This is a genomic window from Kluyvera sp. 1366, assembly GCF_054823405.1.
The window spans coordinates 267,646-291,443 of the sequence record NZ_JBTRDW010000002.1 but is presented as its reverse complement, the minus strand read 5'-3'; the positions used below and the strand labels follow the sequence as shown (position 1 = coordinate 291,443).

At 55.8% G+C, this 23,798-nt stretch carries 22 protein-coding genes; 11 read left to right on the top strand and 11 right to left on the bottom strand.

Annotated elements, in window-relative coordinates:
• Positions 1-79 precede the first annotated feature (79 nt).
• The 6 genes from sapF to pspF all read right to left on the bottom strand — a co-directional run bounded on the left by sapF (position 80) and on the right by pspF (position 6,817).
• Entirely contained in the window at positions 80-883 is an 804-nt protein-coding gene (gene sapF, locus ACVLVH_RS04855) for a putrescine export ABC transporter ATP-binding protein SapF (RefSeq protein WP_110866235.1), read from the bottom strand.
• Positions 884-885: 2 nt separating this feature from the next.
• Positions 886-1,881, bottom strand: a complete 996-nt coding sequence (gene sapD / locus ACVLVH_RS04850) for a putrescine export ABC transporter ATP-binding protein SapD (protein WP_101764288.1) — start codon at positions 1,879-1,881, stop codon at positions 886-888.
• Positions 1,881-2,771, bottom strand: coding sequence for a putrescine export ABC transporter permease SapC (sapC, locus tag ACVLVH_RS04845; protein ID WP_101764289.1), 891 nt, complete (start codon positions 2,769-2,771; stop codon positions 1,881-1,883). The genes sapD and sapC overlap by 1 nt, the downstream gene beginning before the upstream one ends.
• Positions 2,758-3,723, bottom strand: coding sequence for a putrescine export ABC transporter permease SapB (sapB, locus tag ACVLVH_RS04840; protein ID WP_192411772.1), 966 nt, complete (start codon positions 3,721-3,723; stop codon positions 2,758-2,760). Before sapB ends, sapC begins: the two co-directional genes overlap by 14 nt.
• 2 nt (positions 3,724-3,725) lie before the next feature.
• Positions 3,726-5,348: an ABC transporter substrate-binding protein SapA gene (gene sapA, locus ACVLVH_RS04835; RefSeq protein ID WP_110866234.1), complete on the bottom strand. Its 1,623-nt coding sequence runs from the start codon at positions 5,346-5,348 to the stop codon at positions 3,726-3,728.
• A gap of 470 nt (positions 5,349-5,818) precedes the next feature.
• Entirely contained in the window at positions 5,819-6,817 is a 999-nt protein-coding gene (gene pspF / locus ACVLVH_RS04830) for a phage shock protein operon transcriptional activator (RefSeq protein WP_137385865.1), read from the bottom strand.
• Positions 6,818-6,981: 164 nt separating this feature from the next.
• On the opposite strand from pspF, the gene pspA reads away from it, so the two are divergent.
• From pspA to tyrR, 7 genes are all read left to right on the top strand, one after another.
• A complete protein-coding gene (pspA, locus tag ACVLVH_RS04825; protein ID WP_192411773.1) occupies positions 6,982-7,647 on the top strand; it encodes a phage shock protein PspA in 666 nt (221 codons plus the stop codon).
• A 60-nt stretch (positions 7,648-7,707) separates the two neighbouring features.
• Positions 7,708-7,935: an envelope stress response membrane protein PspB gene (pspB, locus tag ACVLVH_RS04820; protein ID WP_007888081.1), complete on the top strand. Its 228-nt coding sequence runs from the start codon at positions 7,708-7,710 to the stop codon at positions 7,933-7,935.
• Positions 7,932-8,279 (top strand): envelope stress response membrane protein PspC, encoded by a 348-nt coding sequence (gene pspC, locus ACVLVH_RS04815; RefSeq protein ID WP_101764292.1) that lies wholly within the window; start codon positions 7,932-7,934, stop codon positions 8,277-8,279. Before pspB ends, pspC begins: the two co-directional genes overlap by 4 nt.
• A gap of 47 nt (positions 8,280-8,326) precedes the next feature.
• On the top strand, positions 8,327-8,575 hold the full coding sequence (pspD, locus tag ACVLVH_RS04810) for a phage shock protein PspD (RefSeq protein ID WP_007888070.1): 249 nt from the start codon (positions 8,327-8,329) through the stop codon (positions 8,573-8,575).
• Positions 8,556-9,953, top strand: coding sequence for a YcjX family GTP-binding protein (locus tag ACVLVH_RS04805; protein ID WP_192411774.1), 1,398 nt, complete (start codon positions 8,556-8,558; stop codon positions 9,951-9,953). Before pspD ends, ACVLVH_RS04805 begins: the two co-directional genes overlap by 20 nt.
• Positions 9,950-11,023 carry a YcjF family protein gene (locus ACVLVH_RS04800; protein ID WP_101764294.1) on the top strand — a complete coding sequence of 358 codons (1,074 nt, stop codon included), beginning with the start codon at positions 9,950-9,952 and terminating at the stop codon, positions 11,021-11,023. Before ACVLVH_RS04805 ends, ACVLVH_RS04800 begins: the two co-directional genes overlap by 4 nt.
• A 213-nt stretch (positions 11,024-11,236) precedes the next feature.
• Complete coding sequence (gene tyrR / locus ACVLVH_RS04795) at positions 11,237-12,802, top strand: transcriptional regulator TyrR (RefSeq protein WP_101764295.1); 1,566 nt, start codon at positions 11,237-11,239, stop codon at positions 12,800-12,802.
• 420 nt (positions 12,803-13,222) lie between these two features.
• Here tyrR and ACVLVH_RS04790 read toward each other — a convergent pair whose 3' ends face one another.
• The 3 genes from ACVLVH_RS04790 to tpx all read right to left on the bottom strand — a co-directional run bounded on the left by ACVLVH_RS04790 (position 13,223) and on the right by tpx (position 17,424).
• Positions 13,223-15,259, bottom strand: coding sequence for a glycoside hydrolase family 31 protein (locus tag ACVLVH_RS04790; RefSeq protein WP_498948866.1), 2,037 nt, complete (start codon positions 15,257-15,259; stop codon positions 13,223-13,225).
• The gene (locus ACVLVH_RS04785) at positions 15,256-16,635 is read right to left on the bottom strand and encodes a glycoside-pentoside-hexuronide (GPH):cation symporter (RefSeq protein ID WP_498948865.1); all 1,380 of its coding nucleotides are present in this window, start codon (positions 16,633-16,635) and stop codon (positions 15,256-15,258) included. Before ACVLVH_RS04785 ends, ACVLVH_RS04790 begins: the two co-directional genes overlap by 4 nt.
• A gap of 285 nt (positions 16,636-16,920) precedes the next feature.
• Positions 16,921-17,424 carry a thiol peroxidase gene (gene tpx / locus ACVLVH_RS04780; protein ID WP_277973647.1) on the bottom strand — a complete coding sequence of 168 codons (504 nt, stop codon included), beginning with the start codon at positions 17,422-17,424 and terminating at the stop codon, positions 16,921-16,923.
• Positions 17,425-17,578: 154 nt separating this feature from the next.
• Between tpx and ycjG the strand changes: the two genes are divergently transcribed.
• Entirely contained in the window at positions 17,579-18,565 is a 987-nt protein-coding gene (gene ycjG / locus ACVLVH_RS04775; protein ID WP_498948864.1) for an L-Ala-D/L-Glu epimerase, read from the top strand.
• Here ycjG and mpaA read toward each other — a convergent pair.
• Positions 18,534-19,247 (bottom strand): murein tripeptide amidase MpaA, encoded by a 714-nt coding sequence (gene mpaA, locus ACVLVH_RS04770; RefSeq protein ID WP_498948863.1) that lies wholly within the window; start codon positions 19,245-19,247, stop codon positions 18,534-18,536. The two genes, ycjG and mpaA, sit on opposite strands and share 32 nt — an antisense overlap.
• A gap of 209 nt (positions 19,248-19,456) precedes the next feature.
• Here mpaA and ACVLVH_RS04765 point away from each other — a divergent pair, with 209 nt between their 5' ends.
• From ACVLVH_RS04765 to ACVLVH_RS04755, 3 genes are all read left to right on the top strand, one after another.
• Positions 19,457-21,076, top strand: coding sequence for a peptide ABC transporter substrate-binding protein (locus ACVLVH_RS04765; protein WP_498948861.1), 1,620 nt, complete (start codon positions 19,457-19,459; stop codon positions 21,074-21,076).
• 121 nt (positions 21,077-21,197) lie between these two features.
• Positions 21,198-22,181 (top strand): zinc transporter ZntB, encoded by a 984-nt coding sequence (gene zntB / locus ACVLVH_RS04760; protein ID WP_137385861.1) that lies wholly within the window; start codon positions 21,198-21,200, stop codon positions 22,179-22,181.
• 255 nt (positions 22,182-22,436) lie between these two features.
• Entirely contained in the window at positions 22,437-22,583 is a 147-nt protein-coding gene (locus ACVLVH_RS04755; RefSeq protein WP_167391210.1) for a hypothetical protein, read from the top strand.
• Positions 22,584-22,633: 50 nt separating this feature from the next.
• On the opposite strand, the gene ttcA is transcribed toward ACVLVH_RS04755, so the two are convergent.
• A complete protein-coding gene (gene ttcA, locus ACVLVH_RS04750) occupies positions 22,634-23,569 on the bottom strand; it encodes a tRNA 2-thiocytidine(32) synthetase TtcA (RefSeq protein WP_101764303.1) in 936 nt (311 codons plus the stop codon).
• Between the last annotated feature and the right edge of the window lie 229 nt (positions 23,570-23,798).

The following is a 23,798-nucleotide window of genomic DNA, read 5'->3' as shown; positions in this document are numbered from 1 at the left end:
ACAGGCGACCGACGTTAATCTCGTGCGAAGTCTAGCACGTCTCTATAAATGCGGTAAATCGCACTGCGTTTTCGGCGCCTTAACGCTCGCGGCGCCAGGCTTCGGCGGTTAAGGCTTCACCAAAGTGGCTGGTGATCAGGCGTTTGGTGAGATCGTGCAGCGGCGAGGCCAATACATCGGCGGTGCCGCCGCGCTCGACCACTTCGCCCTGATGCATCACCAGCACCTGATCGCTGATGTGCTTCATCATGCCGAGATGCTGCGTGACATAAATATAGGCAATGCCGTGCTTCTCCTGCAGTTCCAGCATCAGGTTTACCAGCTGTGAACGCATGGTCATATCCAGCGAGGCGAGGGCTTCATCGGCGACGATCACTTTTGGCTGCAGAATCAGCGCTCGCGCCAGCGCCAGGCGCTGCTTCTGGCCCGGCGCCAGCATGTGCGGATAGTATCCGGCGTGGTCGCGCAGCAAACCGACCTGACGCAGCGTGGCGATAATGCGTTTTTCACGCGCGTCATCATCCAGCTCGGTATTCAGGCGCAGCGGGAAATCGAGTATCTGGCTGATGCGCTGGCGCGGATTCAGCGAGGTTGAGGGATCCTGAAAAATCATGCGAATGCGCTGGCTGCGATAACCATAATCACCGTATTCCAGCGGATGATCGTCAATCAGCATCTCGCCCTCGCTTGGCTCGACCATGCCGCTGAGCATTTTTGCCAGCGTCGATTTTCCCGAACCGTTTTCACCAATCACCGCCAGCGTCTGTTTTTCACGCAGGGTAAAACTGACGCCTTTCACCGCCTCAACGTGCTGACGACGGAACAAACCGGTGCGATAGCGGTAGGTTTTACTCAGGTTGCGCACTTCCAGCAGCGTTTCCATGTTTACTGGCTCTCCATATTCAGCGGGAAGTGACAAGCAAACAGATGCGCTTTATTGCCGGTCAGGCGCGGTGTTTCGATGCACTTTCGCTGCGCATACGGGCAGCGCGGCCCCAGACGACAGCCAATCGGCAGATGTTCCAGTGAAGGAATCGCGCCAGAAAGCGTGTTGAGGCGGCTTTTGTGCGGCAGCGCGCTACCGAAATCGGGCATCGCCCGGATCAGCGCCTGCGTGTAAGGATGATGCGGTGACTCCATTAACTCTTCGCTTTGCGCGATCTCCACCGTCTGGCCGCAATACATCACATTAATGCGGTCGGCCCAATGGCTCATGGTGCGCAGATCGTGGCTGATCAGCAAAATGGTGGTGTTGTTATTCTGATTGAGGCGGCTTAGCAGGCGGAAAATTTGCGCCTGCGTGGTCGGCTCCATCGCATTGGTTGGTTCATCGGCGATCAGCAAACGCGGCTGATTGGCCAGCGCGATGGCGATCATCACCTTTTGGCATTCGCCGTCGGTGAGTTCATAAGGGAAACTGCGCATGATGTCTTTATGATCTTTGATGCCGACGCGATGCAGCAGCTCAATGGCGCGCACTTTGCGCCAGAACCACAGCCGCTTATACCAGCGGCCTTTGTGCGTCCAACGCGGAATCGCCTGCATCAGCTGGCGACCAATACTTTCTGACGGATCAAGACAGGATTGCGGCTCCTGAAAAATCATCGACACATTATGGCCGACGATCCGACGGCGTTCGCGCGGTGACAGGCGCAGCAGATCAATATCATCAAACACCATGCGATCGGCGGTGACGCGCCAGTTATCTTTGGTGACGCCGCAAATGGCTTTGGCGATCAGACTTTTGCCTGAACCCGATTCACCCACTAAACCGCGGATTTCGCCTTCGCTTAGCGTCAGGTTGATGCGATCAACCGCTTTGACCGGACCGTCAGCGGTCATAAATTCGATGGTCAGGTTACGGATATCCAGTAGCGGCATTATTCAACTCCCGCTTCTACAGCGCGACGAATGCCATCGCCCAGCAGGTTAACGATCAACACGCTGACCATCAACGCCACGCCCGGCAGCATGACCGTCCACGGCGCAACGTAGATCAGCTCCAGCGCGTCACCCAGCATCGCACCCCATTCGGGCGAGGGCAGCTGCGCGCCAAGATCGAGGAAACCGAGTGCGGCGATGTCCAGAATCGCCATCGACAGCGAGCGGGTAAATTCGCTCACCAGCAGCGGCAGCACGTTAGGCAGCACCGCATTCCACAAGATATTCAGGTTGCGCGCGCCATCGAGACGCAGCGCCACCACATACTCTTTTTCCATCTCATCATGCACAGCAGTATAGATCTCGCGCACCAGACGTGGGATCAGCGCGAGAAACACCGCCAGCATCGCGTGTTCCAGGCGCGGGCCGAGAAATGCCACCACGATAATCGCCAGCAGCAGCGAGGGAATCGACAGTAAGGTATCCAGCACGTGATTCATCACCGCCGAGCGCATGCCGTGCGTGATACCGGCAAACACGCCAAGCACCAGCGCACAAATTGCCGCCAGCACCGTCACCAGAATCGCCGAGCCGACGGTCGGCGCTACGCCGCTCAGCAGGCGGCTCAGCACATCACGGCCTAAATCGTCGGTACCGAGGAAGAAGGAGACATCGCCGTAGCGCGACCACGATGGCGGCAGCAACTGATAACCCAGGAATTGCTGATCGATGCCATACGGCGCCAGCAGGCCGCCAAACAGGCACAGGAACAGCAGCAGGCCAAAGCCGTACAAGCCGACCATACCGCTGGTATCGCGATACAAGCGCTGCCAGCTGCGACGCAGCGTGCTGGGCAGCCGCTTCTCATCGTAGACATTATCTAAGGGCATACCATTCCTTATGTTTCAGCGGGTTAAGCGCCGCACCCAGAATATCGGATAACACGCTGACCAGAATCACCAGACCGCCCACCACCATCACGCCAGCGGAAATCGCCGCGTAATCCTGCTGGCGAATGGCGTTAATCAGCCAGCGGCCGAGGCCCGGCCAGTTGAACACCACCTCGGTGATCATCGCCAGCGTCAGCATGGTGGAAAATTGCAGCCCAAGGCGCGGAATCACCGGCGGCAGCGCATTGTGCAGCACGTGGCGGCGGATCACCGTGAAGCGCGACAGGCCGCGCGTTGCGGCGGCTTTGACGTAGTTTTTGTCCATCACATCGCTGGTGCTGCTGCGCAGTAAGCGGATCATCTCGGTAGCAGGCGCAACGGCGAGCACGACCACCGGCAGAATCATGTGCGTTAAGGCGCTGACCAGCATTTCATGACGCCACGGCGACGGGCTCAGCCAGGCATCAATCAGCGCGAAGCCGGTAACGTTTTGCACCGGATAGAGCAGGTCGAAACGTCCGGACACCGGCAACCAGCCGAGCGTTAACGAGAAGAACAGCGTAAACAGCAGCGCCAGCCAGAATACCGGCATCGAGAAGCCAAGCAGCGCCAGCGCGCTAATGGCTTTATCCTGCCATTTTTTACGCATCACGCCGGCGCAAATTCCCAGCGGAATCCCCACCATTAGCGCCAGAATAAATGCCATTACGCATAGCTCGAGCGTGGCGGGAAATACTTCGCGCAGCTGAAGATCAATCGGCTGGCCGTTGGTGCTGGAGACGCCAAAATCGAACTGCAGCAAGCCCTTGAACCAGAACCACCACGCATCAAACAGCGATGCGCCTTCGAGCGGGGCGTTTGGTGTGAAGTAGCTCAGACTGAAGCTCACCAGCGACAGCAAAAACAGGGTGATGAGCAGCAGCACCACGCGACGCAGAATATAGATAATCATGCTTACTCCTCGCTGCTCTCATCGCGGTAAACGCCGGCGAACGAAGCGTTACCAAACGGGCTCAGCACCAGGCCTTTAATATCATGCCGATAGGCTTGCAAACGCAGCGATGACGCCAGCGGCAGCACCGGCAACTCCTGCGCCAAAATCTGCTGAGCCTTGTCATAGCTGTCAATGCGCGCCGATAGCTGCTGGGACAACAGTGCATGCTGCAAAGCCTCATCAAAGGCGGGCGAGCACCAGTGTGCGTAGTTGGTTTGCGAACGGATCGCCGCGCAGCTTAACAGCGGACGGAAGAAACTGTCGGGATCGTTACTGTCGGTTGCCCAGCCGGTGAGCGTGAGGTCATGGTTCATCTCCATCAACTGCGCTTCCTGGAAGCGGCCTTCCACCGGCGCGATAGTGACGCGCACGCCAACCTGAGCCAAATCCGCTTGCAACAATTCAGCGGTTTTTAGCGGGCTGGGATTCCACGACTGCGAGGAAGAGGGCACCACTAAACGTAAATGTAAATCTTCCAGCCCCAGCGCTTTCAACTCTTCACGCGCTTTAGCCGGATTGTATTCGGTGACGCGCGCATCGTTGTCATACGCCCAGGACGCACGCGGCAAAATGGAGGCGGCAGTTTCGGCGGTGCCGTAATAGATCGACTCCATCAGGCGTTCGTTATTGATCGCCAGCGCCAGCGCGTGACGCACTTCCGGGCGATCCAGTGGCGGTTTGCGCGTGTTGAACGCCAGATAGGCGATGTTCATGCCAGGACGCAGCGTCATGCGCAGGCGCGGATCGTCACGCAAAATGCTCAGCTGGCTGGCGGCGGGATAGGCCAGCACATCGCATTCGCCGGTCAGCAGTTTGGATAACCTTCCGGTGCCGCCGACGCCCAAATCGATCACCACCTGCTGCAGACGCGGCACGCCTTTCCAGTACTGCGGATTACGCGCCAGGCGGAGATATTGCCCGGTACGGTATTCGCTCAACTGGAACGGGCCGGTGCCGACCGGTTCGCGGTCCAGCTGTTCCTGCTGGCCTTTAGCGCTGAGTTTGTTGGCGTACTCCTGCGACAAAATCGGCGCGTAATGCGTCGCGATATGCCACAAGAAAGAGGCGTCCGGGCTGTTCAGGCGGATTTCAACCGTATCGCTATCGAGCTTTTTCACGCTCTGCACCGAATCGGCAAACTGCAGGCTATCAAAATAGGGATAGCTGCCGCCGTTGACGTTGTGCCACGGATGCTTGCGATCAAACATGCGTGCAAAACTGAACACCACATCATCGGCGTTCATTTTCCGCGTCGGTTTAAACCAGTTGGTGTGCTGGAAGGCGACATCTTTACGCAGGTGAAAACGGTAGGTTGCGCCGTTATCACGCACTTCCCAGCTCTGGGCGAGGTCGGGAATCAGCCGATAAGTATAAGGATCCACGTCCAGCAGCCGGTCATACAGCTGCGCCGCCAGCGTATCAACGACTAAGCCGCTGCTAACCATTTGTGGATTGAAGGTATTAACCGTGCCGTTAACGCAATAGACAAAACCGCTGTTGCGGATGTTGTCCGTTGGCGCGGCCCACGCTGACGCGCTCATCATGCTGAGACCCAGCAGCAGAGAGGGGAATAATTTTGGCATAGAACTCAACGATTCTGAGGCAATAGCGTGAGTGTATCTTAAACGCCACGTACTCCCCAAATTCGCGACGCTTCTGCTGTGTTTTTCGCCAAACTGGCGATGGGGTAATCACAATCTCTGTGTGGAGATGAGAAAAATTCTCAATTAGGGCTTTACAGATGATAATAAGAATGATTATTATTCTTCTGCGCTTCGACGGTGGCTCTACCGAAGAAGAGCACGACATTGCTCACATTGCTTCCAGTATTAGTTGCCCGCGTTAACCCGCGGGCCTTTTTTCGTCCTGTTTCGAGCGGCTGCCGCGTTGGCTGCGCTCGTCCACCCTGGTCACATACTTATGTATGCTCCCAGGGATGTCCTCGCTTGCCGCCTTGCATCCACTCGAAACAGTTAGAAAAAAACACCGTGCGATTTGCTTTAAAAAAGAAAAATCAAATGAATACGTATAGGCGACGTTTATGGCGATTTGGCTAATCCTCGTCGCGGGCCTGAATCCCGTGCTTCTTCATCATGGCGCGTAATTGGTGATACGTCACACGCAATAACTCGGCGGCGCGGCGCTGGTTGTATTTGGCTTGCTGTAAACTCGCTTCAACCAGCTCGCGTTCCTGTTGATTTTGCCACTGACGCAAATCCAGCGGCAGGGAAGGCAAGGCAGATACGTCCGCTTGGGCAATGACGTCGGCGGGCGGCGTGCGGGGGGCGAACGGGTTAATGATAATGTTATCCAGCTCATCGTCGGCGCTGTGATGGCGATAAACCGAACGCTCGACCACGTTCTTCAGTTCACGCACGTTGCCGGGCCAGCTGTGATTGAGCAACGTCAGCTGGGCGCGATCGCTGAAGCCAGGGAACAGCGGCAAGCCCAGTTCGCGGCACATCTGAATGGCGAAATGGTTGGCCATCACCAGTATGTCGCTGCGGCGTTCACGCAGCGGCGGCAGCTGCACCACATCAAAGGCGAGGCGATCGAGCAGGTCGGCGCGGAATTTACCGGCGGCGGCAAGCGCCGGCAGATCTTCATTGGTGGCGCACACCAAACGCACATTCACCTGCAAAGATTGATTACCGCCAACGCGTTCCAGCTGTCCGTATTCAATCACGCGCAGCAATTTCTCCTGCACCAGCATCGGCGCGGTGGCGAGTTCATCAAGAAACAGCGTGCCGCCATCGGCGCGTTCGAAGCGTCCCAGATGGCGTTTTTGCGCCCCGGTAAACGCGCCGGCTTCATGACCGAAGAGTTCGGAATCGAGCAGGTTTTCATTTAGCGCGGCGCAGTTCAGCGAAACAAACGGACCTTCCCAGCGGTTTGACAGATAATGCAGGCGGCTGGCAATCAGCTCTTTACCGGTGCCGCGCTCGCCAATCACCAGCACCGGTTTTTCCAGCGGCGCTAAGCGCGAAACCTGTTCCAGTACCTCCAGAAAGTTATTCGATTCGCCTAACAGGTTGTCTGAACTGTTCGCCATGATGAAATTCGCTACTGATTAATCAATTTCACTACCTTAAGCGATGTTCTGGCGGATGTAAAATAAACAAATTGCTTAAAATCAATAAATTAAAAGTTGGCACGCGAATTGTATTAGTGAAGAGCGCCTCGCGCACCTACATACAAAATTTGAGGAACATCATTATGGGTATTTTTTCTCGTTTCGCCGACATCGTGAACGCTAACATCAACTCTCTGCTGGAGCGCGCCGAAGATCCGCAGAAACTGGTACGCCTGATGATTCAGGAAATGGAAGACACGCTGGTTGAAGTCCGTTCAACCTCAGCCCGCGCGCTGGCCGAAAAGAAACAGCTGCTGCGCCGTAGCGAGCAGGCTGAAATTCAGCAGGCCGAATGGCAGGAAAAAGCGGAGCTGGCAATCAACAAAGGTAAAGAAGATCTGGCGCGTGCTGCTTTAATTGAGAAGCAGAAGCTGACCGATTTGATTGCTGCGCTGCAGCAGGAATCGACCCAGGTTGAAGAGACGCTGGACCGCATGAAAGGCGAGATCGGTGAGCTGGAGAAAAAACTCACTGAAACCCGTGCGCGTCAGCAGGCGTTAACGCTGCGCCATCAGGCAGCATCGTCATCACGTGATGTGCGTCGTCAGCTCGACAGCGGCAAGATTGATGATGCGATGGCACGTTTCGAATCCTTTGAACGTCGCATCGATAACATGGAAGCAGAAGCTGAAAGCCAGCGTTTTGGTAAACCAAAAGGTCTGGATCAGGAGTTCGCCGAGCTGAAAGCCGATGATGAAATCAGCCAGCAGCTGGCCGCGCTGAAAGCCAAAATGAACCGCCCTGAGTGATCGCCACGGGCCTGATTGCGGGCCCGAGTTAAAAATGGTGTTAGTGATTAAGGAGAGTCAATGAGCGCACTTTTTTTAGCCATACCTTTAACGATTTTCGTGCTGTTTGTCGCACCAATTTGGTTATGGCTGCATTACAGCAACAAACGCAACGGCGGCGCCGATCTATCGTCGAGTGACCTGCAGCGTTTGCAACAAATTACCCAGGATGCGCGCCGCATGCGTGAGCGTGTTGAAGCACTGGAAGCCATTTTGGATGCCGAACATCCAAACTGGAGGCAACCATGATGAATGGCCGTAAACTGTGGCGCATTCCGCAGCAGGGCAAAGTACGCGGCGTCTGCGCGGGTATCGCCGAGTACCTCGACATTCCGGTGCGCTTGCTGCGTGTGATTGTGGTGTTGTCGCTGTTCCTTGGGCTGTTTATGTTCACCATCGTCGCCTATTTTATTTTGGGCTTTGTGCTGGACGAGAAACCCGTTGATGCGACATCTGAACGGGCACCCAGCGCACGTGAACTGCTCGACGAGCTGGAAACAACGCTGCAAAGCGATGAGCGAAAAGTGCGTGAAGTAGAACGCTACGTCACTTCAGAGACGTTTAGCGTGCGCAGCCGCTTCCGCCAGATCTAAATTCCCGGGCTTTCGGGCCCACTTCTTCTATTGTGATAAGAGGCTCTATGCAAACTCAACGTTTTACTGCTCTGCGCCGTCGCGCGACACCTGCGTTGATGTCGGCGGGGAAATTTATCATCATTAGTGCAGTAACTTACGGGCCCGGCGGTATCGCTGGCTGGGCGGTGAAATCGGTGGCGCGCCGTCCGCTGCGCCTGTTGCTGGCGGCCGCCCTGGAACCGTTGCTGAGCAAAGCGTTTAAACGCTTATCGGCACGATTCATCAGGGAGAACGATGAAAAGACTGCAAAATGAATTTGTGGCGTTGATGAACCGCGGTGTTGACCGCCATCTGCGCCTGGCTGTAACCGGTTTAAGCCGTAGCGGCAAAACCGCGTTTATCACTTCGCTGGTTAACCAGCTTCTCAATGTCCACAGCGGCGCACGTTTGCCGCTGCTTTCCGTGGTGCGCGAAGATCGCCTGCTGGGCGTCAAGCGCGTGCCGCAGCGTGAACTCGGCACGCCGCGTTTCACCTACGACGAAGGTCTGGCGCAACTGTACGGCACGCCGCCGATGTGGCCGACGCCGACGCGTGGTGTGAGCGAAATGCGTCTGGCGCTGCGCTATCGTCCGGATGAATCGCTGCTGCGCCATTTCAAAGATACCGCCACGCTCTACCTTGAAATTGTCGATTACCCCGGCGAATGGCTGCTGGATCTGCCGATGCTGGCGCAGGATTATCTCAGCTGGTCACGTCAGATGGTGGGCTTGCTGCAGGGCGATCGCGCAGGCTGGTCAGCACAATGGCGCAGCTTGTGCGCCGATCTCGATCCTTTTGCGCCCGCCGATGAAAATCGTCTGGCAGCGATTGCCGCTGCCTGGACCGACTATCTGCACCAATGCAAAAGCGAAGGCTTGCACTTTATCCAGCCGGGCCGCTTTGTATTGCCGGGCGATATGGCCGGCGCGCCCGCGCTGCAGTTCTTCCCGTGGCCGCAGGTCGACGAGATGCAGGTTAGCAAGCTGGCTCAAGCGCCAGCAGGCAGCAACTTCGCCATGCTGCAGCAGCGTTTCAACTATTACTGCCAGCACGTGGTGAAAGGATTCTATAAAAATCATTTCCTGCGTTTCGATCGCCAAATCGTGCTGGTAGATTGTCTGCAACCGCTTAACAGCGGGCCGCAAGCGTTCAACGATATGCGTCTTGCCTTGACGCAACTGATGCAGAGTTTCCACTACGGTCAGCGCACGCTGTTCCGCCGTCTGTTCTCTCCGGTGATCGATAAGCTGCTGTTTGCTGCCACCAAAGCCGATCATGTGACTTCGGATCAGCACGCCAATATGGTGTCCCTTTTGCAGCAGCTGGTGCAGGACGCGTGGCAAAACGCGGCGTTCGAAGGCATCAATATGGATTGCCTCGGTTTAGCCTCGGTGCAGGCCACAGAAAGTGGGCTGGTTGATCATCGTGGCGAGAAATTACCGGCGTTGCGCGGTCATCGTCTTGCCGATAATGAAGCGCTGACGTTCTATCCTGGCGAAGTGCCGCCGCGCTTGCCTGGCCACAATTTCTGGCAGCAGCAGGGATTTCAGTTTGAACAGTTCCGGCCGCAGCAGCTGGATGTTGATCGCCCGCTGCCGCATATTCGCATGGATGCCGCGCTGGAATTTTTACTGGGAGATAAATTGCGATGAGCGACGAAACACCTTTGAAAGGACGCATTGATTTTGCCCGTCCGCTGACGGTGGAAGCGGAAAAACCGCTGCGCGCCGCACAAACCTTTAGCGCGGACAGCGAGAAAGCCTTTCTCGCCACGGCGGAAGCCGAGCCGTTGGAAGAGGGCGAAGGCGAAAAAGTGGTGGAAGCCGCGCTGCGGCCGAAGCGCAGCCTGTGGCGCAAAATGGTGGGCGTTGGCCTGGCTATTTTCGGCGTCAGCGTGGTGGCGCAGGGCGCGCAAACGCTGCACGATGCGTGGCTGCTGCGCGACTGGTTTACCCTCGGCACCGGCGTGGCAGGCACATTGATAGTTGCCGCGGGTGCGGGCGCGCTGATTGGCGAATGGCGGCGTTTATATCGTCTGCGTCAGCGGGCCGAAGAGCGCGATATTGGCCGCGAATTGCTGCACAGTCACGGCGTCGGCAAAGGTCGTGCGTTCTGTGAAAAGCTGGCGCAACAGGCGCAGCTTGATCAGGCGCATCCTGCACTGCAGCGCTGGCATGCGGCGCTGCATGAAACCCACAACGATCGTGAAATCGTCACCTTATATGCCCAACTGGTGCAGCCGGTGCTGGATCGTCAGGCGCGCCGGGAAATAAGCCGTCACGCCGCCGAATCGACGTTAATGATCGCCGTTAGCCCGCTGGCTTTGGTAGACATGGCGTTTATCGCCTGGCGCAATCTGCGGCTGGTCAATCGCATCGCGGCGATCTATGGCATTGAGCTGGGTTACTTTAGCCGCATCCGCCTGTTCCGCTTAGTGCTGCTCAATATGGCGTTTGCCGGGGCTTCCGAACTGGTGCGCGAAGTCGGGATGGATTGGATGTCACAGGATCTTGCCGCACGCCTGTCAACCCGCGCTGCGCAAGGGATTGGTGCCGGTTTGCTCACCGCACGTCTCGGCATTAAAGCCATGGAGCTGTGTCGCCCGTTACCGTGGCTGGAAGATGATAAGCCGCGTCTGGGCGATTTCCGTCGCGAGTTAATCGGTCAGCTGAAAGAATCCCTGGTAAAAAGTGGGGATAAAGCAGGGCAGGCTGCTAAATAATCAGCACTTGCGTACCTTTCACGCTGCAACTGGCGTGAAAGGTAAAATTATCTGTGTTACCACGCATATTCGGCGGGATTTTTGTTGGTCGCTCCGTTACACTTCCCTTTATCACCTGCCTCTGGCTGTCAACTTTTCCTGACAGGCCTCTTCTGAGGCGCTGCAAGTTAGCGTATTATCACTAAAATCAAAACCTGACTAAGGCTCATCGCAATGCGTTTGGAAGTTTTCTGCCAGGACCGAATCGGTCTGGCGCGCGAGTTGCTCGACCTGCTGGTTGCCCGCAATATCGACCTGCGCGGCATCGAAATTGCGCCACTCGGTCGCATTTATCTCAATTTTACCGCACTGGAGTTTGAACCCTTCAGTAATCTGATGGCGGAAATCCGCCGTACACCTGGCGTGACAGATGTACGTACCGTTTCGTTTATGCCCTCTGAACGCGAGCATCGCGCATTGAGCGCGCTGCTGGTGGCGATGCCAGAACCGGTGTTATCCATCGATCTGAAATGCAAAGTCGAGCTGGCCAATCCGGCAGCACAGAATCTGTTCACCCTTGATGAGCAGAAGCTGCGCAATCAAAACGTTGGCACCCTCATCACCGGCTTCAATTTCCAGCGCTGGCTGGAGAATGATCGCGTTGACGCACAGGCGCAGCATGTGGTGATTCAGGGGCGCGATTTCCTGATGGAAGCGCGACCGATTTATCTGGCAGAAGAAGAGGGCCAGAGCGACCTGCCGGTCGGCGCGATGATCACCCTGAAATCGACGGCGCGTATGGGCCGACAGTTGCAGAATCTTACCGTTACCGATGAATCGGAGTTCGATCATATCGTGGCGGTTACGCCAAAAATGCGTCAGGTGATCGATCAGGCGCGCAAGCTGGCGATGCACGATGCGCCGCTGTTAATCGTGGGCGATACCGGCACCGGCAAAGATATGCTGGCGCGCGCCTGTCATTTGCGTAGCGCGCGCGGCAAAAAACCGTTCCTGGCGCTGAACTGCGCCTCATTGCCGGATGATGTGGCGGAGAGTGAGCTATTTGGTCACGCTGCCGGTGCTTATCCCAATGCGCTGGAAGGCAAGAAAGGCTTCTTCGAGCAGGCTAACGGCGGTTCGGTATTGCTGGATGAGATTGGCGAAATGTCGCCACGCATGCAGACCAAACTGCTGCGTTTCCTCAACGACGGCACGTTCCGCCGCGTGGGCGAAGAGCATGAAGTGCACGTTGATGTGCGCGTGATTTGCGCCACGCAGAAGAATTTGATTGAGCTGGTGCAGCGTGGTGAGTTCCGCGAAGATCTGTTTTATCGCCTGAATGTGCTGACGCTCAATCTGCCGCCGCTGCGCGAACGTCCGCTGGATATTCTGCCGCTCACCGAAATGTTTGTCGCGCGTTTCGCCGATGAACAAGGCTTGCCGCGTCCGCGTCTCTCATCGCAGCTGACGCCATTCCTGACGCGCTATAACTGGCCCGGTAACGTACGCCAGTTGAAGAATGCGCTGTACCGTGCGCTGACGCAGCTGGAAGGTTACGAGCTGGGGCCACAAGATATTGTGTTGCCAGAGCAGGCGCTCGATGTGTCATTGGGCGAAGAGGCGATGGAAGGTTCGCTGGACGATATCACCAGCCGTTTCGAACGTTCGGTGCTGACGCGTCTCTATCTCTCTTATCCCAGCACGCGCAAACTGGCGAAACGCCTCGGCGTGTCGCATACCGCAATTGCCAATAAGCTGCGTGAATATGGGTTAGGGCAGAAGCGCAACGAGAGCGAGTAATAGAGCGCATGCATTTCGCAACGCCGTTCTGTCTGCGGTCGCCATTTATGGCGTAATCCTTGTCGGTTAAGCCAACGACGAGTGCGCTGGCCGGAGCTTCCGTGCGTGTTGTTGAAAAGGGCACATTTGCCAGAGGCGCTGGCGCATCTGCTGCGGCAAAAGGGCCATTCGCAGCGCTGAGGCTTTTACGTTGGGCCAGGAGCCTCACGCATGGATGCGTGAGGCAGTTCGGGGCCGGCCAGGACGGCCGATCCCCGAATGGTCCGTTGGCACAATGTGAAAGCCGAAGGTACCGCGCTAGCGGCGCGAGGACGGCCCGTGACGCAGCAGATGTGTCAGTGCCCGCACCAGATTTAAAGCAACATGCTCTCTAACTGACAAGCATTACGCCATTCATGGCGACCTTTCGTAAATCTGCATCTACTCTGGCACGCGGATGTCTACCTGACTTCCTGCTCTCGTAAACACCGGAATTTCACTCAGTGGTGCGGCGACGCTGATGCGTTGGCCGCCTTGATAGCATTCACCATTGCGGGTAATCCATTGTTCACCAGCAGGTAACCACACTTCACGTTCACGCTGCCCGGCGTTTAGCACCGGCGCCACCAGAAGGTCGCGGCCCAGCAGATACTGATCTTCCACTTGCCAGCTCTCTAGCTGCTGCGGGTAGTGATAGAACAGCGGGCGCATCACCGGATCACCGAGCTCATGGGCTTCGCGCATCAGGCCATCAATATAGGGGCGAATCTGCTCACGTTGCAGCAGGCAACTTTTCATCAGCGCGTAATTCTCCTCACCGTAACTCCATACCTCATTGGGTGAGCCGCTGTTGCACTGCGCAATGCCGTCGCGCCAGGCTTCTTCAGGTGCAATTTGTGGCTCGCGGTAACCATGCAAACGCATCACCGGACAGAATACCGCCCATTGGAACCAACGGATCAACAGTTCATGAAACGCCGGATCATGAATATTCCCGCCCTGAAAACCGCCGATGTCGGTGGTCCACCATGGAATACCTGCCATCGCCATATTCAGCCCGGCAGTGAACTGATTACGTAAGGCATGGAACGAGGAGTGAACGTCGCCCGACCAGGCAAGCACGCCGTAACGCTGGCTGCCCGCCCAAGCGCAGCGCACCAGATTGACGATCTCGCTCTCGCCCTGTTGTTGCAGACCTTCATAAAATCCGCGGGCAAACAGCTGCGGATAGATATTGCCCACTTCCTGTACCGGACCGAGATGATAGCGGTAATTATCAAAATCGTAGGCGCGGTATTCTGGCTCCGCTTCGTCGAGCCAAAAAGTGCGGATGCCGTGGTCATAATAATTGCGCTTAACTTCCTGCCAGACGAACTCGCGTGCGGCGGGATGCGTGGCGTCAAAAAAGGTGGTGTTGCCCATAAAATCAAGGTTCACCGATACGCCGCGCTCGCTGTTAACCAGCAAGCCTTTGGATTTCATCAGACGATAGTTATCACTGCGGCTATCCACTGTGGGCCACACCGACACCATGGTTTCGATGCCCATCTCTTTCAGCTCCTGCACCATGGCACGCGGATCCGGCCAGTCGCGCGCATCGAAACACCAGGTTCCCTGATTTGGCCAGTGGAAAAAGTCGATGACGATCACCGAGAGCGGTAGCTGCAGGCGGCGATATTCGCGCGCGACCTCCAGCACTTCCTGCTGAGTGCGATAGCGCAGTTTGCATTGCCAGAAACCGGTCGCGAAGCTGGGCATCATCGGTGCTGTGCCAGTGGCGCGGCCATACTGACGCACGATCTCAGCGGGTGTGTCGCCTGCGGTGATCCAGTAATCCATCTGATCGGTTACTTCGGCTTGCCAGCGCGTGCCGTTTTTACCAAAGGTCACCTCGCCGATGGCCGGGTTATGCCACAGCAAGCCGTAGCCCAGATTGGATACCATAAACGGCACGCTGGCCTGCGAATTGCGCTGTGCCAGCTCAAGCGTGCAGCCTTTCAGATCGAGACAATCCTGCTGATACTGGCCCATGCCATAGATTTTCTCTTCGGCACGCGCTTCAAAGCGCACGCTCAGCTGATATTTCCCTCCCGGAATCGGTCGAAAGGCGCGCGCATCCAGCTTCAGGGCGCTGATGTATTTGTCCTGGCTCTTTTCGCTGGCACCGATGCCCACGGTGCTGCGCTGACGCCAGAACTCCTCGAGCAGCAATTCGCCGTGCTGATTATAGAAAGCCAGCTGGCCGCGAATATTCAGCGTGGCGGTGATATTGCCGTTACGCAGGCTGAGAGATTCATGCTCGCGCTGGATCTCCACCTCGCAAGCCGCAGGCGATAACAACGCCCAGTCATGGTCGATCAGTTCGGGCTGACAGGTGGCTCGTACTCGCAGGCTATGCGCGCCCCAGGGTTCGATAACCAGCGTCTGACGGTCAAATGTCCAGATAATACGCTGGGATTCGGCGCGTAATTCACTCATGACAACTCCTGTGGTTGTAAAAGGGGGGAAGCAGTGGCAGCCGGTTGGGCTGACACTTTGTGCTGATTGATGGTGCGCATGGTGGCATCGTTAAGTTTGTAGCCGCGCATCGCCAGCGCGCTTAACAGCGACAGCAGGCCGGGAACCACCGAAAACAGCGCCACGATGGCCATCATGGCGGCGGGTTGCTGATGCGGTGCCTGAGCGACGTAACCGCTCAGGCCAAGCGTCCAGCCTACAATCGCGCCGCTAATGGCCATGCCCATTTTCAGTACGGCGAGCAGAGTCGAGAAGACGGTGCCATCGAGGCGTTTTCCCTGACGATATTCACCGTAATCCACCACATCGGCCATCATCACCCACATCAATGTGGTGGTGACCTGATAGAAGCTGGAGACGATGAATGTCATGCCAACCAACAGCGCCAGCGAGCCGGGCAGGAACACGATGCTGATGCTTAGCACGCCAGCAGTAATGGCGCTGAGCGTAAAGGCGGTGATTTTGTTCAGGTGGCGCGTCAGCAGTTTCGCCAGCACGCTACCGACGCTTTTGCCGACAATATGCGCGGCCAGCAGCCACATGAAGAGGTTGGCATCACCCAGAAAATAGGTGACGTAGTACATCATCGCGCCGAGCCGCACCACGCCGAATGAGATATTGCAGAACACCAGCAACGCGACCACGCGCCACTGATCGTTACGCAGCAAATCGCGCAGATCGGCAAGAAAGTTGCCGTGGTTAGCGGGAGCATTGATGCGTTCGCGTGTATTGAGAAAACAGATAAAAAACAGCAGGGTTGCCAGCGTCGCCATTATCGACATTGCTGCGAAATAACCGTCCAGTTTGTTACCGCCGCCCAGCCAGGTGGCGAGCGGGATCATCAGGAAAGTGGACATCGCGCCGCCCAGCGTGGCGAGGAAGAAACGCCATGATTGCAGGGAGATGCGCTGATTATCATCGGCGGTGATAATCGCCCCCATCGAGCAGTAAGGAATATTGATGGCGGTGTACATCAGCATCATCAGGCTGTAGGTCACGGCGGCGTAAATCATCTTGCCAGTCAGCGACAGGCTTTCCGGCACCGCATAAATCAACATACAGCTGACGCCGAACGGTACCGCGAGCATCAATAGCCAGGGACGGAATTTGCCCCAGCGTGAACGGGTTCGGTCAGCCACCATCCCCATCGCCGGGTCGATCACCGCATCGGCGACGCGCGCCATTAAAAACAGCGTGCCAACAAAGATTGCGGGCAAACCCACCACATCGGTGTAGTAAAAGGTGAGAAAAATAATGACGTTATCGATGGCGATATGGCTGGCCATATCACCGAGGCCATAACTGAACTTTTCTTTAATGGATAAGCTTGCTTGCATAAAGATTCCCGCCTGTCTTTGAATCGCTTAAGTGCAATTGACGGTTAGTTATAGGTAGCGATGCTGATGGGAACAATTGCGGGATTTGTTACGGGTTTTATGTTTTTTAATTAATGTGATACGGGTAACAAGAATCACAGTAAAAATGCAACATGGCGGGAAGAAGTGCTACGTATCGCGATAAATCAACAGGTTGAAAATTGAGCCATCCTGAAGGTGAGCATAAAAAAAGCACCGAAGCGTTAATCATTCGGTGCTTTCTGTTTTGCCTGGCAGGCGAGAGATTTACTTCAGCGCAGCCAGCGCGGCATCGTAGTTTGGCTCTTCGGTGATTTCATTCACCAGCTCGCTGTAAATCACTTTATCGTTTTCATCCAGCACCACCACCGCACGCGCGGTCAGGCCTTTCAGCGGGCCATCAGCAATCGCCACGCCATAGTTTTCTTTAAACTCAGCGCCACGCAGGGAAGAGAGCGTGATCACGTTGCTGACGTTCTCTGCGCCACAGAAGCGTGACTGAGCGAAAGGCAGGTCGGAAGAGATGCACAGCACAATCGTGTTGTTCGCTTCACCTGAACGCTCGTTAAACTTACGCACCGATGCCGCACACACGCCAGTATCAATGCTTGGGAAAATGTTCAGAACTTTGCGTTTGCCTGCATAATTAGCCAGGGATACGTCAGTAAGATCTTTTGCGACCAGGTTGAAAGGTTTAGCTTGCTCGCCAACTTGTGGGAACTGGCCTGCAACCGGCACCGGATTGCCCTGAAAGTGAACAGTCTGAGACATGCGATTTCCTTTTTTAACGATGAAATATCTGACTTTTGGAACGCCAGAACAGGTATAGCGCTTGTTTATGACATAATTTTTAAGGGTTTACGAGCGCATTTCCTGGCGATAATCGAGCCGGCTCGCATTAAAGCGCCGGATTTAAGGAGAAATAATGAGAACAGTGAAGAGTTATCCGGAAGCCTGGCCGTTACATTCGCCGTTTGTTATTTCGCGCGGCAGCCGCACCGAGGCGCATGTTGTGGTAGTGGAAATCGAGCAAGATGGCGTTAAAGGTGTTGGCGAAGCGACGCCTTACGCGCGCTACGGTGAAAGTGAGGAGTCGGTGCTCAAGCAGATCGCCTCGCAGCTGAGCGCGTTGCAAAGCGGCATGACGCGAGAAGCGCTGCAACAGGCGTTACCGGCGGGCGCGGCACGCAACGCGATTGACTGCGCACTGTGGGATCTGGCACGACAGCAGCAAGGCGAAAGTCTGGTGCAATTGTGCGCGGTGCCACTGGCTGAAGAGATTGTCACCGCACATACCATCAGCATCGATACGCCAGATGCGATGGCCAGCAGCGCGCAGGCGCTGTGGCAACATGGCGCGCGTTTATTGAAGATTAAAATGGACGATCACCTGATCAGCGAACGATTGGTGGCGATACGCAGCGCGGTACCGGACGCGACTTTGATTGTCGATGCCAACGAATCCTGGCATGCCGAAGGCCTGGCGGCACGCTGTCAGCTGCTGGCCGACCTAAATGTCGCGATGCTGGAACAGCCGCTGCCGGCCGCAGAAGACAGCGCGCTGGGCAACTTTATCCATCCGCTGCCAATCTGCGCCGATGAAAGCTGCCATACGCGTGAAAGCCTGCCGCAGCTGAAAGGGCGCTATGAGATGGTGAATATCAAGCTGGATAAAACCGGCGGATTAACGGAAGCGCTGGCGCTGGCAGAGGCGGCGCAGCAGCAGGGATTCGCGATTATGCTCGGCTGCATGCTCTGCACGTCGCGGGCGATTCGTGCGGCATTACCGCTGACGGCGCGCGCGACCTTCGCGGATCTCGACGGTCCAACCTGGCTTGCGGCCGATGTTGAACCGTCGCTGCATTTCTCTCACGGCGTAATCAAGCCGCTGGCTGCCAGCGCAGCAGATTGATCATCGCTTCCAGATAGACTTCGGTGGCTTCGTCCACCGAAATCGGCGGCATCTCGGCGGTAATGCATAACAGGCCGAGATCGTCGCACCAGCTGCCAAACGAACCCGGCGTAGCATAACCCACGCTGCTCACCACCGGCAGCGCGGTCTGCTGCGCCAGCCACTGCGCTAAATCGCTGTGGTGCGGATCATCAATACAGGCCAGCGGTTCATGCCACGAAACCACCCAACGCGGTTTGATCTGATGAATCAGCTGGCACAGCGCGCGGGTTTCTGGTTCGGAAGAGGGCGCTGATCCGGTTGAGAGCACCACATCACGCTCATCCGCTTCGCTGTTCCAGCGATACACCGTGTCGCCATGCTGCCAGTTAGCGGCGGGGAAATTACGGTTAAGATCGACGCCGTTGGCGTTGGCGCGCAGCCCCAACTGACAACCATCGGGATTGACCGCCAGAACAACGTGATGACGCCGCAGCGCGTCCGGCAAGGTGCGCATCGCGCCCGATAAGGTGGCAATCGCGGCATTCTCGTCGCCGTGCGTGCCTGCAATAATCAGCCCGCTTTCGGCATCGGCGGCGGGTGCCGGAAACCACAGCAGCGGTGCACCCAGCACCGATTGCCCGTATTGTTGCCAGACAGCGTCCAGCTTGCCGCGCAGCGGACGTGGATGGTATGACGACATGACGTTCCTCTATGAAATGCTTCCAACACCGCCAAAAGCCTTCTGGCGCTCAAGGTAAAAATGTGACCGGGAATCCAGCCTCAACATAACGGTAAATAGCCTGCGGGGAAATAGCTATATATCAATCAGCAATTTGCGATAAAGTGCCAAAAGTTGCTGGCGACACAATCTCTTCGCGGTCGCCATTTTTTTCGCGTAAAGGAGTGGTGATGAAACTAACGTTCCGCAAAACGCTGACTGCCTTAATTGTAGCCAGTGCTGTCTCACCCGCATTCGCCGCCAACGTGCCGTCGGGCGCACAGCTGGCCAGCACCCAGGAAATTGTTCGCCATATTAAAGATGAACCCGCTTCACTCGATCCGATGAAGGCGGTTGGCTTGCCAGAAATTCAGGTGATGCGCGATCTGTTTGAAGGGCTGACCAATCAGGACGCCCACGGAAAAATCGTGCCGGGCGTGGCGCTAAGCTGGAGCAGCAACGACAACAAAACCTGGATGTTTACCCTGCGCAAAGATGCGCGTTGGTCAAATGGTGAGCCGGTTACCGCGCAGGATTTTGTCTACAGCTGGCAACGTTTAGTTGAGCCGAAGAACAGTTCGCCGTTTGCCTGGTTCGCCGCCTTGAGCGGCATTGAAAACGCCGAAGCAATCACCAAAGGACAGATGAGCGCCGATAAGCTGGGCGTGACGGCAACCGATGCGACTCACCTTAAGGTGACATTGTCACGTCCTGTGCCGTGGTTCCCGAGCATGGTCGCCAACGCCGCGATGTATCCGGTATCGAAGCAAGTAATTGAAAAAGAGGGCGATAGCTGGACGTCACCGGGCAAGCTGGTGGGCAATGGCGCTTATAAGCTGCAGGATCGCGTGGTGAACGAAAAAATTGTATTGGTGCGCAACGCTAACTATTGGGATGACAAAAAATCGGTGCTGACGAAAGTCACGTTTATTCCGATTAATGAAGAGTCCAGTGCTACCAAACGCTATCGTGCCAACGATATCGATATCACCGAATCCTTCCCAAAAAACATGTACGCGCTGCTGAAAAAAGAGTTGCCTGGTCAGGTGTATACGCCGGATCAGCTTGGCACCTATTACTACGCGTTCAATACCGAGAAAGGGCCAACCGCTGATGTACGCGTGCGCAAGGCGCTGTCGTGGAGTATCGATCGTCGCATCATTGCGGAGAAAGTATTGGGCACCGGCGAGAAACCGGCCTGGCACTTCACGCCGGACGTTACCGCCGGTTTCACCCCGATGAAGAGCTATCTGCAGCAACATAGCCAGCAGGAGCTGAACGCGCAGGCCAAAGCATTGCTGACAGCGGCAGGTTATGGACCGGGCAAACCGCTGCATTTGACGCTGCTCTACAACACCTCGGAAAGCCATCAGAAAATTGCTATCGCGGTGGCTTCAATGTGGAAGAAGAATCTTGGCGTGGATGTCACCTTGCAAAATCAGGAGTGGAAAACCTATATTGACAGCCGTAATAGCGGCAGTTTCGATGTGATCCGCGCGTCATGGATCGGCGATTATAATGAGCCTTCAACCTTCCTCAGTCTGCTGACCTCGACCCACACCGGCAATATCGCGCGCTTCCGCAGTGCCGATTACGATGCGGTGATCACCAAAGCCAGCACTGAAACCAGCGTGGCGGCGCGTAACACCGATTACAACAAAGCCGAGCAGATCATCGCCGATCAGGCACCGATCGCGCCGATCTACCAATACACCAACGGCCGCTTAATCAAGCCGTGGGTGAAAGGTTATCCGATCACCAATCCTGAAGACGTGGCGTACAGCCGCGAGCTGTGGATTGAGAAGCATTAATCCCGCACATCCGCAGGCGGTGATTGTCACCGCCTGTCATCTTTGCTCACAGCCTTATGATTGCAACTGGTCTGCGCCACGCTAGACTGTATCGTATTGATTTTGATAGTGAGGCGAGTTCGTGAACGTCATTGAAGGAAAAGCGTTACAAGTATCCGATGCCATTGTGTCCTGTCAGCTGGATGGCGCAGGCGGCATGATCCCCATCGAAGATAAAGACGTCATCAACTGCGAACGTCCCTGCTGGTTGCACCTCAATTACACCCAACGACAAAGTGCGGAATGGCTGCAAAACACGCCGCTGATACCCGATTCGGTGCGTGATGCGCTGGCGGGCGACAGCATGCGGCCGCGCGTGACAAGGCTCGGCGACGGCTTCATGATTGTATTGCGCAGCGTTAACCATAACGCCGATTCACGTCCCGATCAGCTGGTGGCGATGCGCGTATTTATCAACGATAAGCTGATTGTCTCGACGCGCCGGCGCAAAGTGTACGCCATTGATGCCGTGCTGACCGATCTACAACAAGGTAACGGTCCGGTTGATGGCGGCAGCTGGCTGGTGGATGTGTGCGATGCGTTAACCGATCACGCCAGCGAATTTATCGAAGAGATGCACGATAAAATTATCGAGCTGGAAGATGCGCTGATGAATCAGGAAGTACCAGCGCGCGGCGATTTGGCGCTGCTGCGTAAGCAATTGATTGTGATGCGTCGTTATATGGCACCGCAGCGCGATGTCTATGCGCGGCTGGCTATCGAGAAGATGGCGTGGATGAACGACGACGATCGTCGCCGTATGCAAGAAGTTGCCGATCGCTTAGGTCGCGGATTGGACGATCTTAATGCGGGCGTGGCGCGTACTTCGATTCTGGCGGATGAAGTGGCGTCAATCCTTGCGGAATCGATGAACCGCCGCACTTATACCATGTCGTTGATGGCGATGATTTTTTTACCGGCCACGTTCCTTACCGGCTTATTCGGCGTCAACCTCGGCGGCATTCCGGGCGGCAATTGGGCGCTGGGCTTTACCGCTTTCTGCGTGCTGCTATTGGTGATGGTTGGCGGCGTGGCGATATGGCTGAAACGGCGGAAATGGTTGTAAGGCATAAAAGCGGATTAAACCTGATCGATATCAATATCCCGCCAGCGCAATCGGGGCAAACTCTTTCCCGCAGGTGAATGCAACGTCAAGCGATGGGCGTTGCGCTCCATATTGTCTTACTTCCTTTTTTGAATTACTGCATAGCACATTTGATTCGTACGACGCCGGCTTATCCGCCGGCTTTTTTTTGCCCGCCTGGCTTGCTCGGCCAACCTTTCCTATGCTTAAAGGACATTCAGCGACAAGGAGAAGGGCATGCAAGAGATCATTGCCAGCGAACCGATTCCTACCGATCCACCACCGATTCCCGAACCGATTCCACAACCGCAGCCGATACCACCCGCACAGCCACCGCACGATCCCGAATTCCCACCGATCCAGGATCCACCGCCGCACCGTTAATAAAAAAGGCGCGTAGCCGAAGCGACGCGCCTTTTTCACAGCAAAACCGATTACTTAATTTCCAGCACATCAAGACGTACGCTGAGATTCGGCGCATCATCCTCTTCTGGCTGCCAGCCCGCGGGCTGCACCGGCAAGCTTTCGCGATCAAACGCCAAATCACCGCCATCCACCACGGCATCACCGTGTTTGATGCCTTTAAAATCGAACAGATTAATGTCGGCCATGTGTGATGGCACCACATTCTGCATCGCGGTAAACATGGTTTCGATACGGCCCGGATAACGTTTATCCCAGTCACGCAGCATGTCGGCAACCACCTGACGTTGCAGATTCGGTTGCGAACCGCACAGATTGCACGGAATGATCGGGAACTGGCGCGCTTCCGCAAAACGAATGATGTCTTTCTCGCGGCAGTATGCCAGTGGACGAATCACAATATGTTTACCGTCATCGCTCATCAGTTTTGGTGGCATGCCTTTCATCTTGCCGCCGTAGAACATGTTGAGGAACATAGTCTGCAGAATATCGTCGCGATGATGACCTAAGGCGATTTTGCTACAACCCAACTCGGTGGCGGTGCGATACAGAATCCCGCGGCGCAGACGCGAACAGAGCGAGCAGGTAGTTTTGCCTTCAGGAATCTTATCTTTAACGATGGAATAAGTGTCTTCGTTAACGATGTGATACTCAACGCCCTGTTGTTCCAGATAGGCTGGCAGAATATGCTCCGGGAAACCGGGCTGTTTCTGGTCGAGATTCACTGCTACCAGCGAGAAATTCACCGGCGCGCTCTGCTGCAAATTACGCAGGATCTCCAGCATGGTGTAGCTGTCTTTACCACCAGACAGACAAACCATGATGCGATCGCCTTCTTCAATCATGTTGAAGTCAGCAATGGCTTCGCCAACGTTGCGACGCAAACGCTTCTGCAGTTTGTTGAGGTTGTACTGCTCTTTTTTTGTTACTTCTTGATTTTCTGACATTATTTTCACGCTTAAGAGTGAAGGCGAGGGCCGTTAGCGGCTGAAGCAATCTTCAACGGCAATAAACCCTGTAAACATGACTGCGTATGGTACGGATTGCGGGCGCGAATGCTAGCCTGAAGTGATCTCTTTTCTGATGATAACTCATTGCGCTTGAGACAAAGGCGCACACTTTGTCAGAACAATCTGGCTATTTATTGATCTGGGCAAATATTTACCTCATCTGGGC